12 protein-coding genes are annotated in these 15,374 nt (G+C 73.1%); 7 read left to right on the forward strand and 5 right to left on the reverse strand.

The features are described from left to right. Positions 1-89 precede the first annotated feature (89 nt). Entirely contained in the window at positions 90-1,043 is a 954-nt protein-coding gene (locus tag ACZ31C_RS29400; protein ID WP_465798048.1) for a DUF5715 family protein, read from the forward strand. Between the two features lie 2 nt (positions 1,044-1,045). Beyond that, positions 1,046-2,656 (forward strand): asparagine synthetase B family protein, encoded by a 1,611-nt coding sequence (locus ACZ31C_RS29405; RefSeq protein ID WP_465798049.1) that lies wholly within the window; start codon positions 1,046-1,048, stop codon positions 2,654-2,656. Positions 2,657-2,685: 29 nt separating this feature from the next. Here the strand turns inward: ACZ31C_RS29405 and ACZ31C_RS29410 are convergent, their stop codons facing one another. The 3 genes from ACZ31C_RS29410 to ACZ31C_RS29420 all read right to left on the reverse strand — a co-directional run bounded on the left by ACZ31C_RS29410 (position 2,686) and on the right by ACZ31C_RS29420 (position 5,951). After that, entirely contained in the window at positions 2,686-3,900 is a 1,215-nt protein-coding gene (locus ACZ31C_RS29410; RefSeq protein ID WP_465798050.1) for an ArsB/NhaD family transporter, read from the reverse strand. A gap of 237 nt (positions 3,901-4,137) precedes the next feature. After that, positions 4,138-4,359 (reverse strand): DUF2188 domain-containing protein, encoded by a 222-nt coding sequence (locus ACZ31C_RS29415; RefSeq protein ID WP_465798051.1) that lies wholly within the window; start codon positions 4,357-4,359, stop codon positions 4,138-4,140. A gap of 137 nt (positions 4,360-4,496) precedes the next feature. Beyond that, positions 4,497-5,951 (reverse strand): LVIVD repeat-containing protein, encoded by a 1,455-nt coding sequence (locus ACZ31C_RS29420; protein ID WP_465798052.1) that lies wholly within the window; start codon positions 5,949-5,951, stop codon positions 4,497-4,499. 141 nt (positions 5,952-6,092) lie between these two features. Here ACZ31C_RS29420 and ACZ31C_RS29425 point away from each other — a divergent pair, with 141 nt between their 5' ends. From ACZ31C_RS29425 to ACZ31C_RS29445, 5 genes are all read left to right on the forward strand, one after another. Beyond that, complete coding sequence (locus ACZ31C_RS29425; protein ID WP_465798053.1) at positions 6,093-6,788, forward strand: DUF305 domain-containing protein; 696 nt, start codon at positions 6,093-6,095, stop codon at positions 6,786-6,788. Between the two features lie 34 nt (positions 6,789-6,822). Then, the gene (locus ACZ31C_RS29430) at positions 6,823-8,046 is read left to right on the forward strand and encodes a sensor histidine kinase (RefSeq protein WP_465798054.1); all 1,224 of its coding nucleotides are present in this window, start codon (positions 6,823-6,825) and stop codon (positions 8,044-8,046) included. Then, complete coding sequence (locus ACZ31C_RS29435) at positions 8,043-8,726, forward strand: response regulator (RefSeq protein ID WP_465798055.1); 684 nt, start codon at positions 8,043-8,045, stop codon at positions 8,724-8,726. Before ACZ31C_RS29430 ends, ACZ31C_RS29435 begins: the two co-directional genes overlap by 4 nt. A gap of 131 nt (positions 8,727-8,857) precedes the next feature. After that, positions 8,858-9,649: an ABC transporter ATP-binding protein gene (locus ACZ31C_RS29440; RefSeq protein ID WP_465798056.1), complete on the forward strand. Its 792-nt coding sequence runs from the start codon at positions 8,858-8,860 to the stop codon at positions 9,647-9,649. A 2-nt stretch (positions 9,650-9,651) separates the two neighbouring features. Further along, positions 9,652-12,132 carry an ABC transporter permease gene (locus ACZ31C_RS29445; protein ID WP_465798123.1) on the forward strand — a complete coding sequence of 827 codons (2,481 nt, stop codon included), beginning with the start codon at positions 9,652-9,654 and terminating at the stop codon, positions 12,130-12,132. Positions 12,133-12,374: 242 nt separating this feature from the next. On the opposite strand, the gene ACZ31C_RS29450 is transcribed toward ACZ31C_RS29445, so the two are convergent. Then, positions 12,375-13,637 carry a nucleotide sugar dehydrogenase gene (locus tag ACZ31C_RS29450; RefSeq protein ID WP_465798057.1) on the reverse strand — a complete coding sequence of 421 codons (1,263 nt, stop codon included), beginning with the start codon at positions 13,635-13,637 and terminating at the stop codon, positions 12,375-12,377. A 97-nt stretch (positions 13,638-13,734) separates the two neighbouring features. Then, positions 13,735-15,093: a serine/threonine-protein kinase gene (locus ACZ31C_RS29455; RefSeq protein WP_465798058.1), complete on the reverse strand. Its 1,359-nt coding sequence runs from the start codon at positions 15,091-15,093 to the stop codon at positions 13,735-13,737. Positions 15,094-15,374: the final 281 nt, after the last annotated feature.

Here is a 15,374-nt window from a genome sequence, read left to right on the forward strand (position 1 = left end):
GAGAACGGAGGATTGTTCGTACCCATCCCGATCGGCGTGATTACCGTCTGCTACGGGCGATCACCGCACGACGGGAGAGGGGACCCACCATGCGAGTGCCGAGCCGAAGCCCGGGACACCAGTCTGGTCCTCCTTCGCCGACCCGTCGGCGTCCCCGCGTCCCGGCGCGCCCACGGCGCACGGACGGGCCGGACCTGGACGCCTACCGGGAGGCCGTGGGGGAGCTGCTGGTCGAGGTGGGCGCGCTCGCGTCGGCGAGCAGCACCAAGGCCCGCCAGGTGCTGATCGACCAGCGGCTGCGGGAGCCGGCCATCGCCGCGGTGCTCGACGACACCCCGCAGGGGTTGATCGGCGCGCGGGAGACCCTGCTGCTGGAGATGGCCCGGTACCAGCCGAACGCCCGCAGCTCCGCGAGCGACCTGGCCGCGCTGGTCCGGATCTATCTGCTGTCGCGCATCGACGTGATGTGGTGGCGCGACACCTCCACCTTCGTCACCGACGCCGAGGTGCACCACAGCACCCAACTCGTCGACCTGGAGTGGCTGCGCCGCCGGGGACTGCTGCGGTTCCGCTACACCGAACAGCCCCGCACGGTGCTCGGCCGGGGCGTACGCGCGGTGCGTCGCCGGGTCCTGCCGGACGCCACTCCGCGTACCGCCGGGTTGCTGTTCCGCCGGGCCCGGCGGGAGGTGGTCGCGCTGCTCAACGACATCGGCCGGGAGTTCACCGCGGCCACCACGGTCGGCACGCCGCCGCTCTGGGTGACCAGCCTGGTCCGCAGCGCCGAGCACCAGTACCGGCTGCGCCGTCTCGGGTACGCCGCGATGGTGCCGAGCGGGCACTGCCTGGGCTGGGCGGTGGACGTGGAGATGGCCTGGTACGAGCGCTTCGGCGCGCGGGACACGCTGGCCGGGATCCTGCTGGACCGGCAGCGTTCCGGCGAACTCAACGTGATCGACGAGGGGCAGGCCTGGCACATCTGCCTCGCACCCGCGGCGACGCGGCGGCTGCGTCGCGCGTACGAGGCAGAGATGGGGATCTGACGATGTGCGGCATCGCGCTGAGCGTCGGTCCGGAGGCCGACCCGGCGATCTTCCGACGGATGCTCGCCGCGCTGGTCCCGCGCGGCGAGGTCACCGAGACGCGGTCCGAGAGCGGGCTGCTCGCCGGCACCCGGCGGCTGCGCGTGGTGGACCGGGACCGCGCGGTCCAGCCCTGGCTCTCCGCCGACGAGCGGTGGCTGCTCTGCTACAACGGCGAGGTCTTCAACCACCACGAGTTGCGCGCCGAGCTGACCGCCCTGGGCCATCGCTTCACCAGCGCCAGCGACACCGAGGTGGTGCTCGCCGCCTTCGAGCGCTGGGGCGAGGAGATGGTGACCCGGCTGCGCGGCGAGTACGCCTTCGCCGTCGTGGAACGGGCCACCGGACGGGTGTACCTGGTGCGGGACCCGCTCGGTGTGAAGCCGCTGTACTGGTCCCGCACACCGGGGTGTCTGCACGTGGCCAGCGAGGTCAAGGCGCTGGTCCCGGCACGGGCGCCGGTGACCGAGGTGCCGCCGGGGCACCACGGCTGGGTCGACGGGGACCACCGGGTCCGGCTCCGCCCGTACGTGGACCTGCTCTCCCTCGCCGCCGACCTGCCGCCGGTGACGGACCCGGACGAGGCCGCCCTGCTCGTCCGGGACACCCTCACCGACAGCATCCGGGTACGCCTGGACACCGACCTCACGGTGGGCGTGGTGCTCTCCGGCGGGCTGGACAGCTCGCTGGCGCTGCTGCACACGGCACAGGCGCACCCGGACTGCGTCGCGGTCACCGTCGGCGCGCCGGGCAGCCCCGACCTGGCGTACGCCCGGCGGCTGGCCAAGGAGCTCGGAGTGCCGCACGAGGTGGTCGAGTTGCGTCCGCGCGACATCCGCCTCGCCGACGTCCGCGAGGCGATCCGGATCTCCGAGCTGACCGAGTACGGCGACATCATCAACGCGGTGGTCTCGGTGCCGATCTTCCGTCGGCTACGCGAGTTGGGCGTGAAGGTGGTGCTCACCGGGGACGGCTCCGACGAACTGTTCGGCGGCTACCCGATGTACCACGAGGTCGGCCCGGCGGCGTCCCGTCGGCTGTTCCTTCACAAGATCCGCAACCTGTGCCGTACCGAGTTGCAGCGGGTCGACCGCACCAGCATGGGCTTCGGCGTGGAGGCCCGGGTACCGTTCCTGGACCTGGCCCTGGTCGAGTTGGCCATGCGACTACCGCTCGATCTCAAGATGCGCGACGGCCAGGAGAAGTGGATCGTCCGCCGGGCCTTCGCCGACCTGCTGCCGGACTACATCCGTCGCCGCCCCAAGAACCCGATGTCGTACTCCTCGGGCCTGCACGAGCGGGCCCGGCTGTACAAGCCGCTCTTCGCCCGCCTGCACCGCTCGTTCGGTTACGACCTGCTGGAACCGGTCCGGCGCGACTTCGACAGCGTGCTGACGCGCTGCGGTAACGACCTGGACGCGGCGATCGCCGCCGGCCGGACCCGACCGGACTACACGATGCTGGAGCACGCCCGTGACCTGGTGGGCGCGGCCCGCTGGAACGCCACCCCGATGGTTCGCCGGCTGGTCACCCCACGCCGTACCCGGGGCGACGAGGCACCCCTGCCCGGCTGAGCCCCCCTCGTCGTGGGGGTGCGGGCGGGTCAGGTGGTGAGCAGGAGGGCGCTGACGGCGGCGAGGGTGCCGAGGGTCGCGACGGCGGCGCTGGTGGCGAGGAAGCGGGCCACCGGCACCCGGACCCGGGCGGCCCGGCAGCGCTCCAGCCAGAGCAGGGTGGCCAGGGACGCCCACGGCAGCGCCAGCGGGCCGATGTTGGTGCCGATCAGCAGGGCCAGCAGGCGTTGCCGGTCACCGGCCGGCAGCACCGCCTCGCCGGCCAGGTAGGCGGGCAGGTTGTTGACGAGGTTGGACAGCAGCGCGCCGGTGCCGCCCGCGCGCAGCAGGCCGGGCACCCCGCCGTCGTCACCGGCGAGGCGGGCGACGAGGTCGTTCAGGCCGAACGCGCCGATGGTCTGGATCACCAGGAACAGGCCGGTGACGAAGAGCAGCAGCCGCCAGGGCAGCAGGGCGGGGCGCAGCGTACCGGGGGAGCGGAACGCGAAGACGAGCAGCAGCAGGCCGGCGGCGACCGCCGAGGCCAGGCCGACGGGGGCGCCGGCCACGATCGCGCCGACGAAGAGCAGGCAGGCGACGAGTGCGGTGCGGTAGAGCACCGGGTCGGTCGGCCGGTGCACCGACGGCGGCGCGAACCGGCCGTCGACGGGGCGGTCGCGTCGCCACCAGAAGTACCAGAGCAGGATCGTGGTGACCGCGAGCGCCGCCAGTTGGGGCAGCCACATGACGCTCGCGTACGCCAGCGGGTCGAGTCCGATCCGGTCGGCGGCCAGCAGGTTGGTCAGGTTGGAGACCGGCAGCAGCAGGCTCGCCGTGTTCGCCAGCCAGACCGTGGTGACCGCCAGCGGGGCCACCGCCGTGCGCAGGGTGACCGCCAGCGCGAGCATCACCGGGGTGAGCAGCACCGCCGTGGTGTCCAGGTTGAGCACGACGGTGGTGAGCGCGGCGAAGCCGACGCAGAGCGCGAACAGGAGCGGCCAGCGGCCCCGGGCGGCGACCGCCAGCCGGGTGGCGAGCACGTCGAAGACACCGGCGGCGGCGGTCAGTTCGGCGAGGACCACCACGGTGCCGAGGAAGACCAGCAGCGGCAGGACCCGGGCGAGGGTGTCGGCGGCGTCGGCGCGGGGCAGCAGGCCCGTCGCCGCGCACACGGCACCCAGGACGGCCAGCCCGACGGCGATCACGTCGAGCGGGTGCGGCCGACGTCGACCGGGTCCGGCCGGGACAGCCTCTGGGGAGGTCACGGCGCATCTTCGCACGCCCGGGCGGCCTCATCCGCTCGGGTGCCGGGCGAGGTGACGACCGGTACCGCCGGGGCGTGCGACGGTGGCGCGGGCGGGTGCCGCCCCGGACGCGACGACGGCGAGCCGGAGACCTGCGGAGCGCGGCGGCGACCCGCCGGGATCGTGGCGCAGACACGACGGCGGCCTGCCGGCGGCACCGGGGTCGGTGCGGTCGGCAGGCCGCCGGGGGGATCGCGGTCAGCCGGCGGGCGGGTACGGGTCGTCCTGGTAGGTGTACTCGGTCTCGATCTGACCGTCGGCGGTGTGCACCACGAGCTGGCTCGGCTCGTTGCCGTGCGCCACCTTCCGCCCCGCGTCGACCGCGTGCTGCTTCGTCTCGTACGTGCCGACGACGGTTCCGCCCTGCTCGACCTTCCAGCCGCTGCCGTCCGGCACCACGTGGTACTCGCTTCGCGCCATTGCCGCGCCCCTTTCCTGCGTGACGGAACGTGCCGGACGAGGTACCCGGGACCGGCGGGGCAAAACACGACCTGGCGCACACGTGATGCGGGCCCGGCCTCCCGGAGAGGGGACCGGGCCCGCAGGCGCGGGTGGTGCTACCAGCTCAGGTAGCTGGGCTGGGTCTGGACGTTGAACTCGCGGTAGTGGACCAGCTTGGCCGACCACGTCCGCCAGTCGTTGAGTTCGAGCACGTCCAGCCCCTTCTGGATGTCCGAGGAGTAGATGTGCCCGTTGTAGTAGTAGGCCGACCAGGAGCCGCCGACGACCAGCTGGCTGTCCGAGAGCGGGCCCCGCTCCCAGAAGCCGATCTCCTTGGGCTTGCGGGAGTCGGTGAAGTCCCACACCGAGATGCCACCCTGATACCACGCCTGGACCATGATGTCCTTGCCGAGGACCGGGATCAGCGAGCCGTTGTGTGCCACGCAGTTCTCGGTGTCGCCGTTGGTGCGCGGGATCTTGAAGTAGCTGCGGAACTCCAGCTTGCGGTTGTCGCCCCGGCCGGTGAGGTCGTAGATCGCGTTGGCGCCCCGGTTCGGGCCGATCTCCTCGTTGCAGGTGGCTCCGCCACCGCCGCCGAGCTCGTCGGTGAAGACGACCTTGGTGCCGCGGTTGTTGAAGGTGGCCGAGTGCCAGAACGCGAAGTTGACCGTGTCGCGCACCGTGTGCAGGACGCGCGGGGCCTCCCGCTTGCTGATGTCCAGCAGCACGCCGTCACCCATGCACGCCCCGGCGGCGAGGTCCTTCTCGGGGTAGGCGGTGATGTCGTGGCAGCCGCTGGTCGCCGATCCGCCCGTCCGGCCCTCGTAGCCGCCGTCCGGGAAGAGGTTCGGCGTGGCGACCACGGCCGCGTCGGTCGGCTTCTTCAGCGGGACCTTGACGATGCTGATCGAGTCGTGCGGCGGCTGGCAGTCGGGGAAGGTGGCCTGCGGGCTGTACGAGGAGACGTACAGGTAGACCGACTTCTTGTCCTTCGCGGGCACCAGCGTGTGGGTGTGCGAGCCGCAGGCGGTCTCGACCGCCTTGAGGTAGCGCGGCTTCTTCTTGTCCTTGACGTCGAAGATCTTGATGCCCTCCCACGACTCCTTGATCGTGGCGGGCTGGGAGACGCTGCTGCACGAGTCGTCGCTGCGGGACGCGTCGGTCGACAGGAAGAGCAGGTCACCATAGATGGAGATGTCGTTCTGCGCGCCCGGGCAGAGCACCTGCGACACGATCTTCGGCTTGCTCGGCTTGGCGACGTCATAGATGACGAAGCCGTCGTAGTTGCCGACGAAGGCGTACCTGCCCTGGAAGGCGATGTCGGTGCCGAGCGCCGCCGTGGTGTCGAACGGGGCCTGCTTGGGCAGGTTGGCGATCTGCGTGAGGTTGGGGCTGTGGGAGATCTCGTCGACACGCAGGGGTGCCTCGACGGCGGCGGACTCGGTGGCCGTCCGCGTGACCGTCTGCGCGTTGCCGGGTGAGGCGACGGCGATGCTGGCGAGGAGGAGCCCGGTGGCGGCCACGCTGACGACGCGTAGCTGCCGCCCCCGCGGCGGGGTCAATCCGACCATCGGCGATGCCCTTCGAGAGGCGAGTGGCGATGGGCCGTACCATAACTCCGCGACGACGCTCATCGATGTGACCTGGCTCACATCTAGCAAACATCGTGAATGGATACGATCGCTGCGACCTCGACCCTGAGGGGGTGTCGCATGACCGTCCGACGTGGACGCATGCTGGCTGTCGTCACATCGGTCGTGGTGGTATTCGCGGTGTCGGCGTTCGCGTTGCGTGACGGCGACGAGTCCGCGCCACCCGGGCCGGCGCCCGCCGCCGAGGCCTCGTCGTCGGTCGGTCCGTCGCCGGATCCAGACGCGCCGCTGGTGATCGTGCCCGGACGTCCCGGCGAACCGGCCGTCGAACGCCCCGGCGCCGAGGTGCGCGACGACTCGCCGCCGCGCTTCAACACCCTGGACGCCTGGTTCGCGCGCATGATGATCCCGCACCACGAGCAGGCGCTGGAGATGTCCGCGCTCGCGCCGGACCGGGCCGCCGACCCCCGGGTACGCGCCCTGGCCGACCGGATCCGCGCCGGCCAGCGACCCGAGATCGGCGTGCTGCGAGCCTGGCTCGCCGAGCGCCACCTCTCCACCGAGGTGTCCGGGCACGACCACGCCACGATGAAGGGCATGCAGTCGCCCGAGGCGATGGATCGGCTCGCCGCCGCCCGGGGCGTCGACTTCGACCGCCTCTTCCTGCGGATGATGACCGAACACCACGAGGGTGCCGTGGTGATGGCGACCGACCTGCTCAAGGTCGGCCTCGACCAACGGATGTCGGAGTTCGCCACCTCGGTCGCCACCGAGCAGGGCGTGGAGATCGTCCGGATGCGCGACCTCGCTCCCTGACCGACCGCCGGTCCCGGAGGCACCCGTACGCTGGGTGACGATGAGAGCGACGGTCCTGGGCCGCCCGCTGCGCGGGGTCGCCTTCGACGTGGCGGTCTCCGGCCTGGTGGCGCTGCTCGCGTTGGCGTCCACCGCCGGTAGCGACGCCGGTTGGCCGGGCACCATGATCGGGCTGGGCATGGCGGTGGCGCTGCTGTGGCGGCGGGTGCGACCGGTCGGCGTCACGGTGGTCGTGGCGGTGCTGGCGTACGTCCAGGTCGCCCTCGACTGGGCACCCCTGCCGTACGACGTGGCGGTGCTGATCGCCCTCTACAGCATGGTCAAGTACGCCGACCGGCTGCGCGACGGCGTGCTGGCCGGGGTCGTCGCCGCGCTCGGGGTGGTGTTCGCCGCGGCCCGGACGCCGTCCCAGGTCGCCTGGGCCTTCACCGCCGTCTTCTACGGTCTGGTCGTCGGGGCGGTCTGGCTGGCCGCGCTGAACGTCCGGACCCGCCGGTTGTACGTGCTCAGCCTGGAGGAACGGGCGGCTACCCTGGAACGGGAGCGGGAGGCGCAGTCGCGGGCGGCGGTGGCCGAGGAGCGCACCCGGATCGCGCGCGAACTGCACGACGTGGTGGCGCACGGCATGGCGGTCATGATCGTGCAGGCGGACGGCGCCCGGTACGTCATCGACAAGGACCCGCAGGCGGCCCGCGAGGCGGTCCGGATCGTCGCGGACACCGGCCGACAGGCGTTGGCCGACATGCGGCGGCTGGTGGGCGTCCTGCGCGAACCGAGCCCGCCGGAGCCGACGGCCGGACCCGACCCGGCACCGGAACCCGCCGAGCCGACGCATCGGCGTCCCTCCGTCGCCGAGCTGCCCGCCCTGCTGGACCGGTTCCGCGCAGCCGGGCTCCACGTGCGCCACACCGTCACCGGCGACTCCGGGGCACTGCCGCCCGCGCTGGAGCTGACCGTCTACCGACTGGTGCAGGAGGCGTTGACCAACACGCTCAAGCACGCCGGGGTCGGCGCCACCGCCGAGGTGAGCCTCGAACACCGCGCCGACGCCGTCGTCCTTGAGGTCCTCGACGACGGGCGGGGCCGTGTCCCGTCCACCCCGGCACCGCCCGGCGGTCACGGCCTGGTCGGCATGCGCGAGCGGGTCTCGGTGTACGACGGCAGCCTCACCGCCGGCCCCCGCCCGGGCGGGGGATGGCTGCTGCGGGCGCGCCTGCCGCTACCCTCGTCCCCCGGGACGGAGGTGGTCACGGCATGACGGTCCGGGTGGTGATCGTGGACGACCAGGCCCTGGTCCGGGCCGGCTTCCGGATGGTGCTCGACTCCCAGCCCGACCTGGAGGTGGTCGGCGAGGCGATCGACGGTGCCGACGCCCTGCGGCTGCTCGCCCGCGTCGAGGCCGACGTGGTGGTGATGGACGTCCGGATGCCGACCATGGACGGAGTGGAGGCCACCCGACGGCTCTGCGCCGACCAGCCGTCCGACGGTCCCCGGGTGCTGGTGCTGACCACGTTCGACACCGAGGCCGACGCCTTCGCCGCGCTGCGCGCCGGTGCCAGCGGATTCCTGCTCAAGAACGTGCCGCCCGAGGAGTTGCTCGCCGCGATCCGGGTGGTAGCCGAGGGCGACTCGGTGGTGGCCCCGTCGATCACCCGACGCCTGCTGGACCGGTTCGCCGGGCAGCTCGGCGCCGGCCCCAGCGAGGACCCCCGGCTGACCCGGCTCACCGAGCGGGAACGGGAGATCCTGCTGCTGGTCGCGCAGGGCCTGGCCAACGCCGAGATCGCCGCCCGGGTGCACGTCGCCGAGGCGACGGTGAAGACCCACGTCGGGCGGATCCTGGCCAAGCTCGAAGTGCGCGACCGGGTGCAGGCCGTGGTGTTGGCGTACGAGAGCGGCCTGGTCACCCCGGGTGCGGAGAACCGGCGTACGACCTGAGGCGTACGGGTCTGCCCGGTCCGGGACGACCTGCGGCGTACCGAGGTCGAGCGTACGGGTTGATCTCGACCGGCCGGTGTCCTTCCTAGCGTCGGAGGCGTCCTGGTCCGTCCTTTGCACGGGAGTCGCACGTGTCCCTCGCACCGCCCGCCCACGCCGTCGCCGGTGTCGCCGTCACCGCCCGGGGCCTGTCCAAGCGGTACGGCGCCGGCCCGGCCGCCGTCGTCGCGCTCGACCGGGTCGACCTCGACGTCGCCGCCGGCCGGTTCACCGCCATCATGGGACCGTCCGGCTCCGGCAAGTCGACGCTGATGCACTGCCTGGCCGGTCTGGACCGGCCCACTGCGGGCACGGTGTGCGTCGGCGACGCCGAGCTGGGCCGCCTGGACGACCGGCGGCTCACCCTGCTGCGCCGGGACCGGGTCGGCTTCGTGTTCCAGAAGTTCAACCTGCTGCCGGCGCTGCGCGCGGCGGAGAACATCACGCTGCCGCTGGACATCGCCGGTCGGCGGGCCGACCCGGCCTGGCTGCGTCAGGTGGTCGCCGCCGTCGGGCTGACCGACCGGGTACGGCACCGCCCGGCCGAACTCTCCGGCGGCCAGCAGCAGCGCGTCGCGGTGGCCCGGGCACTGATCACCAAACCCTGGGTGGTCTTCGCCGACGAGCCGACCGGCAACCTGGACTCCCGGGCCGGGGCCGAGGTGCTGCGGCTGCTGCGGGAGGCGGTCGACAGCCTCGGCCAGACGGTGGTGATGGTGACCCACGACCCGGTCGCCGCCGGGTACGCCGACCGGGTGGTCTTCCTCGCCGACGGGCGTCCGGTCCGGGAGCTGACCGAGCCCACCGCCGAGCTGGTCCTCGACGTGCTCGCCGGGCTGGACCCGTCCGCCGCTGCGGCCGGCGCGTCGACCCGGGGGCGGTGACCGTGCTCCGGCTGACACTCCGCTCGCTTCGCGCCGAGGCGGCACGGATGGTGATGTCCACCCTCGCCGTGGTGCTCGGCGTGGCCTTCGTCGCCGGCACGCTGATCTTCGTCGACGGGATGCGGGCCGGCGCGTACGACCGGGCCGGCACCTTCGACCGGCACACCGACGCCGGGATCTACGCCGACCGGAAGCCGATCGACCCGGCGCTTGTCGAACGGGTCCGCGCGGTTGACGGGGTCCGCGCCGCCGAGGGCGAACTGACCGACACCGCCGGGGTGGTCGGCGCGGACGGGCGACCGGTCCTCGGCTTCGGCGTCCTCGCCGCCGTGCCGACCGATCCGGTGCTCCAGTCCTACGACGTGGTGTCCGGGCGGCTGCCCGTTCGGGCCGGCGAGGTGGTGCTCGACCGGCGGACCGTCGACGACCAGTCGTTCCGCCTCGGCGGCACGGTACGCGTCGGCGGCGCCGCCGGGGCGGCCCAGCCGTACACGCTGGTCGGCGTGGTCGACGTGGCCGACACCCCGCGCGACATCGGCGGGCCGTTCGTCGGGCTGGTCGGCGCCGACGCGCTCGCCGTCACCGGCTGGTCCGGGTACGGGCGGATTATGGTCGCGGCCGAGCCCGGGATCACCGACACCGAGCTGGCCGCCCGGCTCGCCGACGTCGCCGGGGCGGGCACCACCGTGCGGACCCGCGCGGAGATCCTGGACGCCGCCGTCGCCGACGCGGTCCGCGACGTGGACCAGTTCCACCTGGTGCTGCTCACCTTCGCCGGGGTGGCGGTGGTGGTGGCGGCCTTCGTCATCGGCAACACCTTCACCATCGTGCTGGCCCAGCGCACCCGCCGGACCGCGCTGCTGCGCCTGGTCGGGGCCACCCGGGGGCAGGTGTTCCGGGCCGCCGTGCTGGAGTCGGCGGTGGTGGGCCTGGCCGCCTCGGCGCTCGGCGTGCTGGTCGGGGCCGGACTCGCCGCCGCGCTGACCGCCCTGGTGTCCCGACTGGACATGCCGCTGAGCGGTGAGCTGACCGTGACCGCCGGCACCGTGCTGGGCTGCCTGGTCGCCGGCACCGCGCTCACCGTCGCCGCCGCGTGCGTACCGGCCTGGCAGGGCACCCGGGTCGCCCCGGTGGCGGCCCTCACCGACGCCGCCGTGCAGGTCACCCGTCCCGCCGGCCGGGTACGGCTGGCCGGTGGCGCGGTGGTCCTCGCCGCCGGGATCGCCGCCCTGGCCGGTGCGGCCTCCGCCGGACAGATCGTGCTGGTCGCCCTGGGCGGGGTGCTGAGCTTTCTCGGCATCGTGCTGTTCGGCCCGGTGCTGGTGCCGGCGCTGGTCCGCCTGTTCGGGGCACCGGTGCGGCGGGTCCTCGGCGTCACCGGCGCGTTGGCCGTGGCCAACGCGGTGCGCAACCCCCGACGGGTGGCCGCGACCGCCACCGCGCTGGTGATCGGCATCGGTCTGGTCTCGTCGTTCCTGGTCGGTGCGCAGAGCACCAAGGTGGCCATCGAACGGACCGTGGACGCCGAGGTCGGGGTGGACTTCCTGGTCACCGGCATCGGTGTGGACCTGCCCGCCGGGCTGACCGGCGCGTTGGCCGCCCGGCCGGAGCTGGGCGTGGTGCACGAGGCACGGACCCGGACCGCCGACGACGTCGAGTACCGGACGGTCCACCCGGCACTGGTCGGCGACCGGATCGAGCAGGTGGTGACCGGGCAACTCGACCGGCTCGGTCCGGGACGGATCCTGGTGGACCGCGAGCTGGCCCAGCGACGCGGCTGGTCGGCGGGGGACCGGGTGACCCTGCGGTCCCAGCCGTTCGAGGTGGCGGCGGTGGTCGACGGACTGGCCTCCGGCGGCACCGGGGCGACGGTGCCACCCGGACACGCCGTGGGTCTGGTCGACGCCGACCACACCCGGCTCTTCCCCGGCGAGCGCGGCTTCCAGGCCGAGGTCGACCCGGCCCAGGGCGTCCCGGTCGGCACGGCACGCGCCGCCATCGAGGCGGTACTGGTCGACTACCCGACGGTCAACCTGCTCGATCAGGCGGCGTACAAGCGGATGCTCACCTCCACGGTGGACATGCTGCTCGCGTTCGTGGTCGCGCTGCTCGGGCTGGCGGTGGTGATCGCCCTGGTCGGGGTGGCGAACACGTTGAGCCTGTCGGTGGTGGAACGGACCCGGGAGAACGCGGTGCTGCGTGCCGTCGGGCTGACCGGTGGGCGGATGCGCGCCATGCTGGCCGTCGAGGCGGTCCTCACCGCGCTGGTCGGCGCGGTGCTCGGAGTTGCGCTCGGCACCGGCGTCACCGCCGGGGCGATGGCGCTGCTGGCCCGGCTCGCCGGGGAGTTCACCCTGGTCGTGCCCTGGGCACGGCTGGGCGGGGTGCTGGCCGTCGCGGTGCTGGCCGCGCTGCTGGCGTCGGTGCTGCCGGCGCGGCGCGCACTGTCCCGGCCGGTCGTCGAGGCGCTCGCTGACCAGTGACTGTGGTGGGGTGTGGGTGGTGTGGCCCTGCCGGGCCCGGCGCGGGGGGGTCTGGTTTGATCCGTGCCCGGGGCACGGCAGGGCCACACCACCTCGGTCGTCTCTGTTCGCCGGACCCTGACAGCGCTGATCGTGGCAGTGTGGCTGCTCGACACGCCGACGCGGGAACAGCTAGACCGCCACGATGGTGTCCGGCGAACTGCTCCACCGCCTGCGGATCGCCCCGGTGATGAAGCGGGCGGTCAGAGGCGTTCGACGGTGGGGCCGGTGCAGCGGTTGCGGGTGTCGAAGACGTAGCGGGACTGACGGGCCACCAGGTCGTAGTCGAACGCGTCGTGGTCGGTCACCACCACCACACCGTCGGCCTCGCGCAGCTCGCGTTCGGTCAGGTCCACGATCAGCACCCCGTCGGGCAGGTGGTGCGCCTCGGCGTACGGCTCGACCGCGCGGACCTCGGCACCGAGGTCCCGCAGCCGGCGGGCCACGTCCACCGCCGGGGAGTCGCGCATGTCGCCGGTGTTGCGCTTGTACGCCAGCCCGAGCAGCAGCAGCCGCGCGCCGCTGACCGCCCGGCCGGAGCGGTTCAGCCCCGCCATCACCCGCTGCGCCACGTGCTCGGGCATCTCGTGGTTGATGTCGTTGGCCAGCTCGATGAACCGGAACTGCCGGCCCAGGCGTCGCTTGACCTGCCAGGACAGATAGCACGGGTCGATCGGCAGGCAGTGCCCGCCCACGCCGGGGCCGGGCCGGAACGGCATGAAACCGAACGGCTTGGTCTCGGCCGCGTCGATGGCCTGCCAGACGTCGATGTCGAGCTGGTGCGACAGCATCGTCAGCTCGTTGACCAGGGCGATGTTGACCTGGCGGAAGGTGTTCTCGATCAGCTTGGTCAACTCGGCCACCCGGGTCGAGTCGACCGGGACGGTCCGCTCCACCAGCCGTCGGTAGAACTCGTCGACCCGGGCCAGGGACACCTCGTCGACCCCGGAGACCACCTTCGGCGTGTTCTCCAGCCGCCAGCTCGGGTTACCCGGGTCGATCCGCTCCGGGCTGTACCCGAGGTGGTAGTCGCCGGGGCTGCGCAGCCCGCTGACCGACTCCAGGAGCGGACGCAGCAGCTCCTCGGTGGTGCCCGGGTAGGTGGTGGACTCGAGGATCACCGTGCAGCCGGGCCGCAGGTACGGTGCGATGCCGCTGCCGGCCTGCTCCACGTAGCTCAGATCCGGGGTGCCGTCCCGCAGGGGAGTGGGCACCGTGATGACGCAGATGTCGAAGTCGCGCGCGTCGGCGTACTCGCTGCTGGGCCGGTACCGGCCGCTGGACAGGGCCCGGCCGAGCCGGTCGGCGGGGATGTCCGCCACGAACGACTCACCCGAGGCGAGCCGCTTGACCCGGTCGGTGTCGACGTCGAGACCCACCACGTCCAGGCCGGCTTCGACGGCGCGCATGGCCAGCGGCAGGCCGACGTACCCCTGCCCGATGACGACCAACTTCTCCAGGCTCACCCGAGCTCCTGACCGGTAGAAAATACCTGCTGGTCAGGAGCCTAGAGCGGAGTGTGACCCCGTACGTCCGTTTCGGTGATATAGGGGCTGGTGGGACTCAGCTCGCCTCGCCGTTGTCCGGCGGGTCGACCGGCGGCGGTGCCGTGGTGGTGGTCGGCGTGCTGCCGGGCGTCTGCGACGGCGTGGGGCTGGGCGTGGTCGGCTCGGGGCTGGTCGCGCTGGGCGTCGGCGACGCGGACCCGCTCGGCTCGCTGGGCTGCGGGCTGCTCGGCTGCGCCGACGGCGACTCGGTCGGGCTGGCCGTGGAACCGGCCGGGCGCAGCGGCGGAACCCGGGCCGGGCTGCTCTCCTCGGTGCTCGCCGACGTCTCGGCGGGCCCGGTGGCGTCGGGGCTCGGCGAACTGGTCGGCAACTTCACCGCCGGGGTGTCGGCCTCGCTGGTCGCGCCGAGCGCGGCGCCGAGGGCCACGAAGCCGACCAGTACGGCGGTGAGCGCGCCGACCAGTGCGCCGCGTCGACGCCGACCGGCCGGGGCGGCACCGCCCGCCGGGACGTCCGTGCGGGTGTCCGGGCCGGCCTCGCGCAGTGCCCCGGCGGCAGCCGGGACCAGCGCGGTCGGCAGTGACCCGTCGGAGACCGCGGCCCGTGCCGCCTCGGCCATCGCCGCGCCGCTGCTGAACCGGTCGGCCGGGTCCTTGGCGAGCGCGCGGGCGACCAGGACGCGTACCGCCTCTGGGATGTCGGGCGGCAGGTCCGGCGGCGGGTCGTCGAGGTGCCGGACGGCGACCTGGAGCGGGTTGTCCCCGGTGAACGGCGGGCTGCCGGTCAGGCAGCAGTAGGCGACGGCGCCGAGCGCGTACAGGTCGGTCGCGCCGGAGACCGGGCGTCCGGCGGCCTGTTCGGGCGCCATGTAGAGCGCGGTGCCGGGCACCGCGTTGGTGCTGGTGATGCTGGTCACGTTGGCGGACCGGGCCACCCCGAAGTCGACCAGGACGACCGTGCCGTCCTCCTGCACCAGCAGGTTGCTCGGCTTCACGTCGCGGTGCACGATGCCGCCGAGGTGTGCGGCGTGCAGCGCCTGCGCGGCCTGCGCCACCACCGACATCGCCAGACCCACGTCCAGGCGACCCTCGGCCTCGATCCGCTTGGACAGCGGCTGGCCGGTGACGTACTCCATGACCAGGTAGTCGGCCCGGCCGCCGTCGGGCAGGTCGTCCTCGCCGCAGTCGTAGACCTGGACGATGCCGGGGTGGCGCAGCGCCGCCATGATCCGGGCCTCGGCGCGGAAACGGGCGATGAAGTCGGGGTCGGAGACCAGCGAGGGCAGCAGCACCTTCACCGCGACCTGCCGGCCGAGGATCAGGTCGGACGCGCGCCAGACGTCACCCATGCCGCCGGTGGCGACGCGTTCGTCCAGGCGGTACCGACCGCTGAGTACGACCTCCGAAGACAACACGGCACCACCGTACCCACTGGGGGGCCGAGAGGCGCGCCGGCATGGCGACGCATCTTACCGCCGACCGTGTCCGACACGGGGCGTGTCGTGATGTGACGTGTACCGTGAGTCACGGCGTGTGAGTGGCCCGCCGACCCGTCGAGGTCAGGCGGCCGGGCCCGCCGAAGGTAGCGTCGGCGGACCGCGGTTCGTTACGGCGAAACACCGTCCGGGCCGGTTGAGAATTGTCACTGTGTCGACCGGCCTCCAGTAGCTTGTCCGACCTGGGCGGACGCTCTAAC

It is taken from the genome of Micromonospora sp. NPDC023869 (assembly GCF_055559695.1).

Excerpts from the sequence above, each read along its gene's own strand:
- ACZ31C_RS29400 (WP_465798048.1), top strand. The coding sequence starts at position 90 with ATGCGAGTGCCGAGCCGAAGCCCGGGACACCAGTCTGGTCCTCCTTCG.
- ACZ31C_RS29405 (WP_465798049.1), top strand. The coding sequence starts at position 1,046 with ATGTGCGGCATCGCGCTGAGCGTCGGTCCGGAGGCCGACCCGGCGATC.
- ACZ31C_RS29415 (WP_465798051.1), bottom strand. The coding sequence starts at position 4,359 with ATGGCGCGAAGCGAGTACCACGTGGTGCCGGACGGCAGCGGCTGGAAG.
- ACZ31C_RS29420 (WP_465798052.1), bottom strand. The coding sequence starts at position 5,951 with ATGGTCGGATTGACCCCGCCGCGGGGGCGGCAGCTACGCGTCGTCAGC.
- ACZ31C_RS29425 (WP_465798053.1), top strand. The coding sequence starts at position 6,093 with ATGACCGTCCGACGTGGACGCATGCTGGCTGTCGTCACATCGGTCGTG.
- ACZ31C_RS29435 (WP_465798055.1), top strand. The coding sequence starts at position 8,043 with ATGACGGTCCGGGTGGTGATCGTGGACGACCAGGCCCTGGTCCGGGCC.